The 13118-nt window shown below is 35.8% G+C and carries 14 protein-coding genes; all 14 read left to right on the forward strand.

Going from position 1 to position 13118, the window contains the following annotated elements; translation table 11 throughout:
• Nucleotides 1-50 precede the first annotated feature (50 nt).
• The 14 genes from BGI23_RS07455 (at nucleotide 51) to BGI23_RS07520 (ending at nucleotide 13089) form a co-directional block, all read left to right on the forward strand.
• On the forward strand, nucleotides 51-440 hold the full coding sequence (locus tag BGI23_RS07455) for a hypothetical protein (protein WP_070805604.1): 390 nt from the start codon (nucleotides 51-53) through the stop codon (nucleotides 438-440).
• Between the two features lie 21 nt (nucleotides 441-461).
• The gene (locus BGI23_RS07460; protein WP_000067566.1) at nucleotides 462-953 is read left to right on the forward strand and encodes a YpuI family protein; all 492 of its coding nucleotides are present in this window, start codon (nucleotides 462-464) and stop codon (nucleotides 951-953) included.
• Between the two features lie 105 nt (nucleotides 954-1058).
• Nucleotides 1059-1973, forward strand: coding sequence for a superoxide dismutase (locus tag BGI23_RS07465; RefSeq protein ID WP_000082666.1), 915 nt, complete (start codon nucleotides 1059-1061; stop codon nucleotides 1971-1973).
• Between the two features lie 111 nt (nucleotides 1974-2084).
• Nucleotides 2085-3209 (forward strand): D-alanyl-D-alanine carboxypeptidase DacB, encoded by a 1125-nt coding sequence (gene dacB, locus BGI23_RS07470; protein WP_001252623.1) that lies wholly within the window; start codon nucleotides 2085-2087, stop codon nucleotides 3207-3209.
• On the forward strand, nucleotides 3202-3798 hold the full coding sequence (spmA, locus tag BGI23_RS07475; protein WP_000247807.1) for a spore maturation protein SpmA: 597 nt from the start codon (nucleotides 3202-3204) through the stop codon (nucleotides 3796-3798). Before dacB ends, spmA begins: the two co-directional genes overlap by 8 nt.
• Nucleotides 3795-4325, forward strand: coding sequence for a spore maturation protein SpmB (gene spmB, locus BGI23_RS07480; protein WP_000029511.1), 531 nt, complete (start codon nucleotides 3795-3797; stop codon nucleotides 4323-4325). Before spmA ends, spmB begins: the two co-directional genes overlap by 4 nt.
• A gap of 289 nt (nucleotides 4326-4614) precedes the next feature.
• Complete coding sequence (rluB, locus tag BGI23_RS07485) at nucleotides 4615-5343, forward strand: 23S rRNA pseudouridine(2605) synthase RluB (RefSeq protein WP_000440555.1); 729 nt, start codon at nucleotides 4615-4617, stop codon at nucleotides 5341-5343.
• Nucleotides 5344-5436: 93 nt separating this feature from the next.
• Nucleotides 5437-5958 (forward strand): thiol-disulfide oxidoreductase ResA, encoded by a 522-nt coding sequence (resA, locus tag BGI23_RS07490; RefSeq protein ID WP_000742210.1) that lies wholly within the window; start codon nucleotides 5437-5439, stop codon nucleotides 5956-5958.
• 121 nt (nucleotides 5959-6079) lie between these two features.
• Nucleotides 6080-7705, forward strand: coding sequence for a cytochrome c biogenesis protein ResB (gene resB, locus BGI23_RS07495; protein ID WP_070805605.1), 1626 nt, complete (start codon nucleotides 6080-6082; stop codon nucleotides 7703-7705).
• A 14-nt stretch (nucleotides 7706-7719) separates the two neighbouring features.
• Entirely contained in the window at nucleotides 7720-8877 is a 1158-nt protein-coding gene (gene resC / locus BGI23_RS07500; protein ID WP_000250096.1) for a cytochrome c biogenesis protein ResC, read from the forward strand.
• 302 nt (nucleotides 8878-9179) lie between these two features.
• Complete coding sequence (resD, locus tag BGI23_RS07505) at nucleotides 9180-9896, forward strand: DNA-binding response regulator ResD (protein ID WP_000426862.1); 717 nt, start codon at nucleotides 9180-9182, stop codon at nucleotides 9894-9896.
• A complete protein-coding gene (resE, locus tag BGI23_RS07510) occupies nucleotides 9896-11671 on the forward strand; it encodes a sensor histidine kinase ResE (protein ID WP_000964669.1) in 1776 nt (591 codons plus the stop codon). The genes resD and resE overlap by 1 nt, the downstream gene beginning before the upstream one ends.
• A gap of 137 nt (nucleotides 11672-11808) precedes the next feature.
• Entirely contained in the window at nucleotides 11809-12390 is a 582-nt protein-coding gene (locus tag BGI23_RS07515; RefSeq protein WP_000781286.1) for a cob(I)yrinic acid a,c-diamide adenosyltransferase, read from the forward strand.
• 84 nt (nucleotides 12391-12474) lie between these two features.
• Nucleotides 12475-13089 (forward strand): peptidoglycan DD-metalloendopeptidase family protein, encoded by a 615-nt coding sequence (locus BGI23_RS07520; RefSeq protein WP_000645699.1) that lies wholly within the window; start codon nucleotides 12475-12477, stop codon nucleotides 13087-13089.
• Nucleotides 13090-13118: the final 29 nt, after the last annotated feature.

The following is a 13118-nucleotide window of genomic DNA, read 5'->3' on the forward strand; positions in this document are numbered from 1 at the left end:
TCAGAAAATTAAGTTAAAATGAATTGAAAGAAGGAAGAGAGGGGAAGTAGATGATTATAATAGGTTATGCGGGATATGAGCTAGAGAAAGCAAAACCTAATACGTCAGAAGATTTTTTTAATAGATCTGAAGTGAAATATATATTAAATGATAAAGAAAGAATCTTTTCTGTTTTATATGTTCGATATTTTGAAGAAGTTGTACAAGAAATTACTCCTTTTGAAGGAAATCCGGTATGTAAAGTAGAAAATCAAGACATATATTTGCGGGATATTGTAGCGATCTGTTGTTTACTGAAAGAGAATGAGCTTCGCATGCAAAAACGTTTGTATTTAAATAATATAGAAGAATTCCAACAATATTTTGATGAGGAAATAGTCGTGAAAGTACAAGAAATATTGGCTGAATTACATAAAAATAAAAGAGTAGAAATAGAGTGAACTGGCAAAGGAGAGGGAAAAATGTCTAATCTAATGGTGGAAAATCAAACAGAACAAGTTTCTATGTTTTTAGAAGATGTTATTCATTTGATAACCAATTATGTAAATTATCATACGTTGCCTTCTTTATTAGAAGAGACACCGGCAGGAAACGAACAATATTATAAAGGGTTATTAGCGTCAATAAGACGTCTTCTCGTTTTTTGTGAAGAAGGGCATGATGCGTGTTTTGTTTTGTTAAATAGCCAGCCATTTCGAAAGACAGCAGCTGAAAAGATTTTATATAAAATTTATCATCAAGTAATTGCAGAGTTTTTTTCACCAAAGAGTGATCATTGGTATGAAAATAGTCGGTCTGCTTATACAGGGAAAAACTCCATCGTTTTTCAACAAACGCCACCTGCATCTATAGAGCAAGTAATGAAGAATTTAGAAGGTAAATTTCAATTGATGCGTGAAGAACTAGAATATTATGAGACGGATTACCAAACAAAGATGTTACACAAATATTAATTGTGAAAAAGAAGCTAAGGGTACTTAGCTTCTTTTCCTTTTGTAAAGTTATATAAGGGGTTTCCTTTGAATATATTTAAGGGGATAGCATTAAGGAGGTGTAACATGAGTCAGCAAGGTGTATTCACAGATTACTTTCATGAAGTAGAAAGCTGGTGTGAAAGTGTTCTTCACGTATTAGATAGCCGTGCAATGGAAGTGTATGATGTCCATATGCTTGCTTATAAAATTCAAACGTTATTAGACCGTATGAAAGAGCATGAGTATGATACAGATGCAGAGTTTATGTATGAAATAAGTGATGATGTAGAACATATTCAGCATCATTTGCAGGAAGTATTCGTGCAGGGAGAAGAGGAATATGAACTATGTGAAAGAGGGGATAGTGAACGAGCTGTTCCAATTGGAGGGCATATACTCCCACCACTACCTTATCCATATAATGCGTTAGAACCGTATATTTCTAGAGAAATTATGATGTTACACCATGATAAACATCATCGTAGTTACGTGGAAGGATTAAATAAGGCAGAGAAGATGATGGAAGAAGCGAGAAAAACAAATCAATTTGATTTAATTAAGCATTGGGAAAGAGAAGCTGCTTTTCATGGATCAGGTCATTACTTGCACACAATATTTTGGAATAACATGAAAAAAGGTGGCGGCGGAAGTCCAAGAGGGGCTCTTTCACACCGGATTGAACAAGATTTTGGAAGTTTCTTGCGTTTTCAAAAACATTTTACAGAAGCAGCCTCTAAAGTGGAAGGTTCAGGATGGGCAATTCTCGTTTGGGTTCCGCGATCGGGAAGATTAGAAATTTTACAGAGTACACTTCATCAATTATTTACACAATGGGATACGATACCGCTCCTTGTACTAGACGTGTGGGAACATGCGTATTATTTACAATACCAAAATCGAAAAGATGAATATATTAAAAATTGGTGGAATGTTGTAAATTGGCCGGATGTAGAAAAAAGATTTGAAAGTGCAAAACAAATAGAATGGACACCTTATTAGACGCAGGTTCTCTGCGTCTTTTTTATTGGAAGGAGAGGGAGATTTCGTTCATATTTTAAAAGGCCAAGCATACACTTGTACAAAAAGTGCCAAAAGGACGTGGGGGGAAATATGAGACGAATTTGTGTAATCATTACGCTTCTTATTATGTACGCAAGCGTTATACCAATTCCTACATATGCAAAGATGACCAGCAATGTTAGTGCTCGAAATGCTGTATTAATGGAGCAACAGTCAGGTCGCGTATTATACGGAAAAGCAGAACATGAGCCGCAGAAGATTGCTAGTATAACAAAAATTATGACTGCCTTGTTAGCTGCTGAGTCAGGGAAAATGAAAGAAATGGTCTCGGTTAGTAATGAAGCAGTGAGAGTAGAAGGCTCAGCAATTTATTTAAAGCCTGGACAGAAAGTAAAATTAGAGGATTTAGTATATGGACTCATGCTTAGATCTGGTAATGATGCAGCACAAGTAATTGCTGAAAATGTAGGAGGGAGTATAGAAGGGTTTGTATATTTAATGAATGAAAAGGCGAAACAAATTGGAATGAAAGATACTCACTTTTCAAACCCACATGGTTTGGATGGAGATGGCTCCCATTATTCGTCGGCCTATGATATGGCACTTTTAACAAGGTATGCAATGGGGAACGAAACCTTTAAGAAGATTTTTGGGACAAAAACGTATAAATCAGATTCGTGGGATTATCCGTGGAAAAACAAACATAAACTTGTGACGTCTTATTATGAATTTGCAACAGGAGGAAAAACGGGTTTTACGAAGAAAGCAGGCCGGACGCTTGTTACAACAGCATCAAAAGATGGACTAGATTTAATTGTCGTAACTTTGAGCGCTTCTAGCGATTGGGATGATCATATGAATTTATTTGATAAAGGTTTTGAACGTTTCAAACAAACAAACGTGGTAGGACAAGGAGCTCTTGCTGAAATAACTGAAAAGAAATATGCCAATCATGTTTATACGAAAAATAGTTTTGCGGTACCTTTAACTGAGCAGGAAAGAAAGAATGTCGTATTAAAAGTTGAACTTGATAAAAGTGCGAAACTTAAGGATGGAGTAAAGGTTGGAAAGACAGAAATTTATGTTGGCAATGAGAAAGTTGGAGAACGAAATTTATTTTATAGTAAACGAAAGTTAGTAGCTACAACGGGAGTGTATTGGAATAATGTGAAAGAAATTTTTTCTCATATGATAGGTGTTGGAAGCGATGGTTAATCTCGTATGGGTAGCGATGGCAGTCATAGGGATTGTATATGCCATGATAAATGGAACGATGGAAGCAATCAATAAAGCAGTATTTGATGGAGCAAAAGACGCAGTAACAATTTGTATAGGACTCATTAGTGTTTTAGTATTTTGGCTCGGTTTAATGAAAGTTGCAGAGGAAGCAGGATTGTTAAAAAAGTTAGTGTCACTTTTTATGCCGATAGTAAAAAGATTGTTTCCAGAAATACCAAAGGACCATCCGTCAATGGGATTTATTTTATCGAATATGATGGCTAACTTTTTTGGGTTAGGTAATGCTGCGACCCCTCTTGGTATAAAAGCGATGGAACAATTGAAAGAGTTAAATGGGGGAAAGGATTCGGCGAGCCGTTCTATGGTGACGTTTCTTGCGTTAAATACATCAGCGATTACTTTAATTCCTACTACTGTCATCTCAATTCGAATGACGTATGAATCAGCGAATCCAACTGAAATTGTTGGGGTAACATTCATTGCACAAGTACTCTCTATGATCGGAGCGATTTGGATTGATCGCTATTTTTACCGAAGAAGGAGTAGGAAGGGGCGGAAAAAATGAGTATTGTTAATACGATATCATTATGGGTAATCCCTTGTGTAATTGGTTTTATCCTTTTATATGGAACGATAAAGAAAGTGCCGACGTATGAATCGTTCGTTGAGGGGGGGAAAGAAGGGATTCAAATTGCAATCTCTATTTTACCGTTTATGGTTGGAATGCTCGTATCTATTTCTATATTTCGAGCTTCAGGTGCATTAGATGCAATGATATCAGTAATGAAGCCGATGTTAGATTTAATTCATGTCCCAGCAGAAATTGTTCCACTAGCACTTATACGCCCTATTTCGGGCTCTGCTGGTTTAAGTATTACGACCGATTTAATTGCCACATATGGACCAGACTCGTTCATTGGACGATTGGCTTCTACAATGCAAGGGAGTACAGATACGACTTTTTATATTTTAACAGTATACTTCGGAGCTGTTGGAATTAGAAAAATGGGAGATGCATTAAAAGTAGGACTTTTTGCTGATTTAATCGGAATTATTTGTTCGATTGTGTTTGTTTCTTTAATGTTTAAGTAATACTATTCATTTTTTATGCTATTTCGCTTATAATACGTATACGACCACTATTAAGGTGTTGCTTAATAGTGGTTTTTTTATGCGGTATTTTTGACAAAATAATGAACTTTTATTGTGAGCAATATGAAAAATATGGACAATAATAAAAGGTAAAACCATGATTTGACCTTTATATGTTTATTATCATCGCTATGTTGTTTAAGTAAGAGGAAGCGAAAAGCCGTTAAGCGTATGCGGTTGCCAAGTCTTTCTAATGTAAGGTAAGATAAATTCGAGGTGAAAAAAAGAAATGGAACGATTACAAAAAGTGATTGCGCAAGCAGGTATTGCATCGAGAAGAAAGGCTGAGGAATTAATTCAGCAAGGAAAAGTGAAAGTTAACGGGAAAATAGTGAAGGAGTTAGGAACGAAAGTAACTCCTCAAGATAAAGTAGAAGTAAATAACATCCCTCTTGAAAAAGAAGAACCTGTTTATTTTTTACTATATAAACCAACTGGCGTAATTTCAAGTGTATCAGATGATAAAGGAAGAAGTGTTGTAACAGACTTTTTCCCGGAAATTACACAACGTTTATTCCCAATCGGACGCTTAGATTATGATACGTCTGGCGTATTATTAATGACAAACGATGGGGACTTCGCAAATGTATTAATGCACCCTAGATATAAAGTTGAAAAAACATATGTTGCAAAAATAAAAGGTCCTCTAACAGGTGAGAAAATTCGCATGTTAGAACGCGGTGTTATGTTAGAAGACGGAAAAACAGCACCAGCGCGTGTGAAAATCATTTCTTGGGACAAGCGTAAAGAAATGGCGATTGTACAATTAACAATTCATGAAGGTCGTAACCGTCAAGTACGTCGTATGTTTGAAGCTTTAGACTGTAAAGTAGTGAAACTAAAGCGTGAACGCTACGCCTTTTTAGAAGTGGGTAGCTTGCGACCTGGTGATGCAAGAGAATTGACACCGCATGAGGTGAAACAATTACGTGCATTGGCTTCTACAAAGCCTCGCTAATCGATATTGTGAAACTTTCACCAGTGGAATGCTCCGCTGGTGATTTATTAAAAATACATATATTCATCACTCGTCGAAGAGAGGGGAAACAATATGAAAAAAAATCGTTTATTATTTCGCGTTATTATTCTGCTCATTTTAAGCGGTGCTGTAGGATTTACACTTTATCAAGGATATTTCTCTAAAGAAGAGAAAATGGAAATTGGAAAAGAAGCACCTAACTTTGTTGTGACAGATTTAGAAGGAAAGAAAATTGAGCTAAAAGATTTTAAGGGAAAAGGTGTATTTTTAAACTTTTGGGGTACGTGGTGTAAACCTTGTGAGAAAGAAATGCCTTATATGAATGAACTATATCCAAAGTATAAAGAAAAAGGCGTTGAAATCATTGCGTTAGATGCAGATGAAACGGATATTGCTGTTAAGAATTTTGTGAAACAATACGATCTTAAGTTTCCCGTTGCAATCGATAAAGGTGGAGAAATTATAAAAACGTATGGAGTAATACCATTACCAACAAGCTTCTTGATTGATAAAGATGGTAAGGTGATTCAAGAGATTAAAGGTGAACAAACGAAGGAACAATTGGAGGAGTATTTAAAGAAAATCACTCCGTAATAAAGAAAACCTTTACATACAAGGCGCTTACCTATAGTGCCTTCGGTTTAAAAATTCTGAGTATTGCGGTAACTTGAAGTTAGAATATACAATAGTACATATAGATACAGGGGCGGTGAGAGTGTTGAAAGAAATTAAATGTGAATGTGGACATGTGAATCCGATAGGAACTGTTTTTTGTGAAGCTTGTGGGAAACCATTTGAAAGCAATGAAAATATAAAACTATTGGATATGCGCTATGAGGGGAGTGCTCGGAGATCTCTCACGCAAACAAAAACGATTATTGATAAAATTTGGAGCTTTTTCTCTTCTGTAAAAGTAGGTGTATGGCTCATTGTAATCACTTTAGCTGCATCGGCGATAGGGACTATTTTTCCGCAAGAAATGTACATAACTCCAGGAATTGCACCAGCTGAATATTATAAGCAAGAATACGGATTTTTAGGGCAATTATACTATCAATTAGGCTTTAATAATTTATACGGTTCATGGTGGTATATGATGTTAATTGCTTCAATTGGTATTTCTCTTGTGATATGTAGCTTAGACCGTGTCATTCCACTTTATAAAGCTTTAAAGAAGCAAGGGGTAAAAAGACACCCTAGCTTTTTAAAGAGACAAAGATTATATGGCACCGGTACACCGCAAGAGGGAGATTTTGAAAAAGTTCAAAAGAACTTAAAGAAAACGAACTATAATGTGAAAGTGGAAGACGGAAACGTTTTAGCAGAAAAGGGGCGTTTCTCGCGTTGGGGTCCATATGTAAATCATATCGGTCTTATTATCTTTTTATTCGGTGCGATGCTTCGTTTTTTACCGAGTATGTATGTAGATGAAACGCTTTGGTTACGTGATGGTGAAACGAAAGAAATACCAGGGACGGATGGCCAATATTATTTAAAAAGTGAGAAGTTTATAAAGGAAGTTTATGATAAAAGTAAGGACAAGGAAGTTTTTGATGAAGCAATTGACCGTGTAGGTGATAAAATGATTGCGAAAAACTTCCAAACGAATGCCGTATTATATAAAGCGGTAGGTGAAAAGATAGCTGGACAAAAACCAAAATTGGAAAAAGTAAAAGAAGTTGAAATTCGAGTAAATGAACCGCTGAAATTTGATCAATTTGCTGTTTATCAATTGAGTTATAGAGAAAATGAATTTAAAAGTATGTCCTTCCGTTTGCAAAATAAAGAAAATAATCAAAAGTGGGGACCGATTAAAGTTGATTTAACAAACCCTGCAGAAAAATATGATTTAGGAAATGGTTATTCTTTAGAACTATTAAGCTATTTCCCTGATTTTTATTTTGATGAGAATGGAAGACCAAATACAAAAACAAAATTACCAAACAACCCTGCATTCGTATTTAAAATGTTTACACCTGAAACACCAGATGGTGAAGTGAGTTTTGTTGGTATACAGCAAAATATAGAAGCTGATGGGAATAACAAATATAAAATGTCCTTTGCAGGTGTGGAAATGCAAAATGCAACAGCACTTACTGTAAGAAAAGATTTAACGCTTTGGATTCTCGGTATTGGAGGGTTTATATTTATGGTTGGTGTCATTCAAGGTATGTATTGGAATCATCGCCGTATTTGGATACAACGCGTTAATGATGAATGGTGGATTGCAGGACATACGAATAAAAACTGGTTCGGTTTAAAGAAAGATATTGAAAGAGTACTAGAAGGTACAGCAATTCCGCAACCAAATGATAAAGTAGTCGATAAAAAAATTAGTTAAGGTGGGGAAACGATATGGTGCAAATAAGTAGTAACTTTCTCTTTACCGCATTTATTTTATATTTAATTGCCACTCTATTTTTTGGGGGAGCAATTAAAGAAAAGGGTCATAAATGGGCAAACGTAGGAATAACGATTACAATTTTAGGGTTTATTGCACAAACAGTTTATTTTGTAACAAGGTGGATCGCATCAGGTCATGCGCCAGTTAGTAACTTTTTTGAATTTGGTACGTTTTTCGGCATGATGCTTGTCGGAGCATTTATTGTCATGTACTTTATGTACCGCGTAAGTATAATCGGACTATTTGCATTACCAGTTGCGCTTTTATTAATTGCTTATGCAAGTATGTTTCCGAGGGAAATATCACCGCTTATTCCATCTTTAAAAAGTAATTGGTTACATATTCACGTGACGACTGCGGCTGCAGGACAAGCAATTTTAGCAATTAGTTTTATTACGGGCGTTATGTATTTATTGAAAAATGTAGATCAATCAGTGAAAAGTAAACGTACATTTTGGCTAGAGACGGTAGTATTCACACTTGTTTGTACAGTTGGGTTTATTGGAGTAACAACGGTATATTCTAGTATGAAATATGAAGCAAAGTTTCAATGGATTGATAAAAATGAACAACAAGTGGAAATGAAATACAATCTTCCGGCTTTAGTGGGGCCGCATGAAGGGAAGTTACTGACAGAAAATAAATTAGAGCCGACAGTTGAAGTTCCGGCGATTGTAAATGCGAAAAAATTAAATACTGTTATTTGGTCAGTGTTAGTCGGAACGTTACTCTATATTGTATTAAGGCTAATTTTACGTAAACGAGTATCAGCGGCACTTCAGCCGTTAGTGAAAAATACGAATAGCGATTTGTTAGATGAAATAGGATATCGTTCTATTGCAATTGGATTCCCAGTTTTCACATTGGGTGCATTAATTTTCGCCATGATTTGGGCTCAAATAGCGTGGACACGTTTTTGGGGCTGGGATCCGAAAGAGGTTTGGGCACTTATAACGTGGCTTTTTTATGCGGCGGTATTACATTTACGTTTATCAAAAGGATGGCATGGAGAGAAGTCAGCATGGTTAGCGGTAATTGGTTTTGCAATTATTATGTTTAACTTTATTGTAGTAAACTTAATTATCGCGGGTTTACATTCATACGCATAGAGAAATAAAATAGGAGAGTGTATGTCACTTTCCTATTTTATTTTTGTCAACTTTTCTTCTTTTTTGAGAAAAACATGACAAAGTAGCGGTTGATTTTGTAAAATGATGTCGAGGACATTATATACTGTTCAAAAAAAATACATAGTTTTGGAAAAAAATTGAACAAACTTTATTATTCTTGTGAAGCATAATATGGAAAGTGAAACATTTAGAGGATTGCTTAAATAAACGAGAATAGCGCAACATAATAGTATAGAAGGGTAGGTGTGAACCGTTGTGGTAAAAGTACGCAACGGGTAGAAATGGAAAATGAATCAAGAATTTTAATTGTAGACGATGAGGATCGTATTCGTCGTTTGTTGAAAATGTATTTAGAGAGAGAACAATACACAATTGAAGAAGCAGACAATGGTGATACAGCTTTAGAAATGGCACTGCAAAATGATTATGATTTAATTTTATTAGATCTTATGATGCCTGGTAAAGATGGTATCGAAGTATGTAAAGGGGTTCGTGAGAAGAAAGCGACGCCAATTATTATGTTGACAGCAAAAGGTGAAGAAGTAAATCGAGTACAAGGGTTTGAGGTAGGAACCGATGATTATATTGTGAAACCATTTAGCCCACGTGAAGTAGTGCTTCGAGTGAAAGCGGTCTTACGCCGTTCTGTACCAACAACATTCTTTACGCAAGATACAACGACAAAAGATGTTACTGTATTCCCTCATTTAACAATTGATAATGATGCACACCGTGTTACAGCAGATGGTAATGAGGTGAACTTAACACCGAAAGAGTACGAATTACTATTATTCTTAGCGAAAGCGCCTGATAAAGTATTCGATCGTGAGCAATTGCTAAAAGAAGTATGGCAATATGAATTCTTCGGAGATTTACGTACAGTTGATACGCATGTAAAGCGTTTACGTGAGAAGTTAAGTAAAAAATCACCCGATGCTGCGAAGATGATTGTTACCGTTTGGGGCGTAGGTTACAAGTTTGAGGTTGTGAACGACTGATGCTTTGGAGAAGTGTAGTAGGGAAGTTATGGATGACCATATTACTTCTCGTTTCGTTCGTGCTTGGATTTGTTGCGATTTTACTTTCACAGTTTTTTAGAACATATTATGTTGATATGAGTGAAGCTAGGCTTCAAAAGGTTGCAACAAGTGTTTCAGAGTTAATTGAAGAAGGTGCCGATGTCAAAACGATTGAGAATATCGCGTACAAATTCTCTGACCCACTTTCAAGGATCATTATTGTAGAAGATGGTAAAGAAATATCTTCTTCACCGAAACAAGAAGGATTAGTCACTCTTACAATGGATGACTTAAAAGAAGATAAAGAATTAGCGGCTGTTTTTACAGACAAAAAAGAAATTAAGAATAACATTAGAAAAGCCTCTAATAGTAGAAAGAATAAAAATACTGAAAATGATATTATGATTGTCGGAAAACCAGTACAGTCAAAAAATGAAAGTGCAGTGTTTGTATACGAATCTTTACAAGTACCGATACAAGGTATGGAAAGAACGACTGATTTTATATTCTTATCAGCAGGGATTGCGATTATATTAACAACTTTCTTTGCATTCTTCTTATCTACTCGAATTACAGCGCCACTTCGTAAAATGCGTGAGGTTGCTTTTGAGGTGTCGCGTGGGAAGTTTGATGCAAAAGCTCCTATGGTATCCCAGGACGAGATTGGTGAGCTTGCAACAGCCTTAAATCAAATGGGGAAACAGTTGAAGTTTAATATGAATGCCCTGCAGCAAGAGAAAGAGCAGTTAGCTAGTATTTTAAGTAGTATGGCAGATGGGGTTATTACATTAAATCAAGAGGGTGAAGTCGTTGTAATCAATCCGCCGGCTGAACATTTCTTACAAGTTTGGCAAGAAGAAAAAGAGATAGAGCTCAGTAAAAAACTACCTTCTGAACTTGTTGAACTATTCCATCTCGTTGTAGAAAGCGAACAACAACAAGTGGTTGAAATTAATTTACAAAAAGGTAACTATGTAGTTCTTATGACGCCGCTTTACAATCAAACGAAAATTCGCGGGGCTGTAGCTGTATTGCGTGATATGACGGAAGAACGCCGTCTTGAGAAGATGCGTCAAGACTTTATTGCGAACGTATCACATGAACTTCGTACACCGATGGTCATGCTTCAAGGGTATAGTGAAGCGATTTTAGACGATATTGTGCAAACAAAAGAAGAAATTAATGAGTTTGTTCAAATCATTTATGACGAATCCGTTCGTTTAGGTAAACTTGTAAATGAATTGTTAGATTTAGCGCGTATGGAAAGTGGTAATGTAGAATTACATATAGGTGAAGTTGATATTCATCCTTTCGTTGAAAAAATAGGTCGTAAATTCCAAGGGATTGCAAAGGATAAAGAAGTCGCGTTAACGGTTGATTTCAAAAATCCAATTGAGCAATACCCGTTTGATGCAGATCGTATGGAACAAGTATTGACGAATTTAATTGATAACGCAATACGTCATACGAACGCAGGTGGACACGTAACACTTGTAATTGATACGAAAAATAATGGTCTTATTTTTGAAGTGCAAGATTCGGGCGCTGGTATTCCAGAAGAAGATATTCCATTTTTATTTGATCGTTTCTATAAAGCTGATAAAGCAAGAACCCGTGGGAAAAAAGGTGGAACAGGACTCGGGCTTGCGATTGCAAAAAATATTGTGCAAGGCCATGATGGGAAAATTGCTGTTTCAAGTGTTGTTGGAGAGGGAACTACATTCTCTGTATATTTACCGAATCGTATAATTTAGATATGTGTTTTTTAAGTTGATAATGAATAAAGTTCTACTGTTGTTTATTTTTTTGTAAAATCAATTAAATAAATAATAGTAGAACTTTTTTTCTAACTTAGTCGAATAAAGAATGATGAGAGGGGTGTCGTAAAGTGATGAAATTATATACAAAAACAGGAGATAAAGGGACAACAAGTGTAATAGGCGGCAGAGTGGATAAAGATAATATCCGAGTTGAAGCATATGGCACGATAGATGAGGCGAATTCTCATATTGGATATGCGATGACTAAACTACAAGGCGGGTCTTTCGGAGATATTTACAATGAACTTGAAACGATTCAACATGAACTATTTGATTGCGGGGGAGACTTGGCGATAGTAGGCGAGAAAATTCCTTATAAAGTAAAAATTGAAATGGTCGAAAACTTAGAAAGTAGGATTGATTCGTATATAGAAGAAGCACCGCCACTAGAACGGTTTATTTTACCAGGTGGAAGCGAGTCGGCAGCTGCTATTCATATTGCACGTACAGTTGTAAGGCGAGCAGAACGATGTATCGTGTCCCTGCAAAAAGAAGGAGAAATAAATGAAGTTGTTCTAAAGTATGTAAATAGATTATCTGATTATTTATTTGCAGTAGCTAGAGTAATAAACGCTCGATTACAAGTAAAAGATGTAGAGTATAATCGCAGTGCAATCGTTTTTCGTGATAAGAAAGAGAAGGAAGTGGAGTGATTCACTTTCTTTTTTTGTATAGTTTTTTCTGTAATATACCAAAATAGAGAAGGTATGGTCGTAATTAGAAAACGGAGGATGTATATGAAAGCTTTAAAATATGGCGTCATGTTATTGACAGTACTGTTTTTATCTCAATTACATGTGTACGCAGAGGGAAATCAATGGGCATGGCCTGTTGAAGGGCAGATAAGTGATTATTTTGGGACAAGGCACGGAAAACACTACGGTATAGATATAGCGGCACCGATCGGCGCGCCTGTGTCAGCTATTCAAGAAGGTAAGGTAACAAAGTCTTATTATTCAAGTAGTTATGGAAATGTTGTTTTTATTAAACATGGAGAATATGAGGCTGTGTATGCACATTTAAATAAGAGATATGTAGTTCAAGGGGATTATATTTCAAAGGGAGAAATAATTGGAGAAGTAGGAAATACAGGAGAATCCCGAGGTGCACACTTACATTTAGAAGTTCATCAAGGAAGATGGACGATGGCAAAAAAAAATGCGATGAATCCATTGCTTGTTTTACATGAACAAAGAAATGAAGCAGTTTCTTCATCGTTATACGTCGTCCAAAAAGGCGACACTCTAGTTAGCATTGCGCGGAAATTTAGAATGTCAGTTAAGGAAATTCAAGAAAAAAATGGGTTGCAACAAGAGCTGATTTATCCAAATCAACAATTATATGTAAAGTAAAAAAAAGAGCTAGTTTATAACTAGCTCTT

The sequence above is a fragment of the Bacillus sp. ABP14 genome (assembly GCF_001831375.1).
GTDB lineage: Bacteria > Bacillota > Bacilli > Bacillales > Bacillaceae_G > Bacillus_A > Bacillus_A paranthracis.

What these genes read in the sequence shown, in the direction of transcription:
- BGI23_RS07455 (WP_070805604.1), top strand. Translation starts at nt 51, where the DNA reads ATGATTATAATAGGTTATGCGGGATATGAGCTAGAGAAAGCAAAACCT.
- BGI23_RS07460 (WP_000067566.1), top strand. Translation starts at nt 462, where the DNA reads ATGTCTAATCTAATGGTGGAAAATCAAACAGAACAAGTTTCTATGTTT.
- BGI23_RS07465 (WP_000082666.1), top strand. Translation starts at nt 1,059, where the DNA reads ATGAGTCAGCAAGGTGTATTCACAGATTACTTTCATGAAGTAGAAAGC.
- dacB (WP_001252623.1), top strand. Translation starts at nt 2,085, where the DNA reads ATGAGACGAATTTGTGTAATCATTACGCTTCTTATTATGTACGCAAGC.
- spmA (WP_000247807.1), top strand. Translation starts at nt 3,202, where the DNA reads ATGGTTAATCTCGTATGGGTAGCGATGGCAGTCATAGGGATTGTATAT.
- spmB (WP_000029511.1), top strand. Translation starts at nt 3,795, where the DNA reads ATGAGTATTGTTAATACGATATCATTATGGGTAATCCCTTGTGTAATT.
- rluB (WP_000440555.1), top strand. Translation starts at nt 4,615, where the DNA reads ATGGAACGATTACAAAAAGTGATTGCGCAAGCAGGTATTGCATCGAGA.
- resA (WP_000742210.1), top strand. Translation starts at nt 5,437, where the DNA reads ATGAAAAAAAATCGTTTATTATTTCGCGTTATTATTCTGCTCATTTTA.
- resC (WP_000250096.1), top strand. Translation starts at nt 7,720, where the DNA reads ATGGTGCAAATAAGTAGTAACTTTCTCTTTACCGCATTTATTTTATAT.
- resD (WP_000426862.1), top strand. Translation starts at nt 9,180, where the DNA reads ATGGAAAATGAATCAAGAATTTTAATTGTAGACGATGAGGATCGTATT.
- resE (WP_000964669.1), top strand. Translation starts at nt 9,896, where the DNA reads ATGCTTTGGAGAAGTGTAGTAGGGAAGTTATGGATGACCATATTACTT.
- BGI23_RS07515 (WP_000781286.1), top strand. Translation starts at nt 11,809, where the DNA reads ATGAAATTATATACAAAAACAGGAGATAAAGGGACAACAAGTGTAATA.
- BGI23_RS07520 (WP_000645699.1), top strand. Translation starts at nt 12,475, where the DNA reads ATGAAAGCTTTAAAATATGGCGTCATGTTATTGACAGTACTGTTTTTA.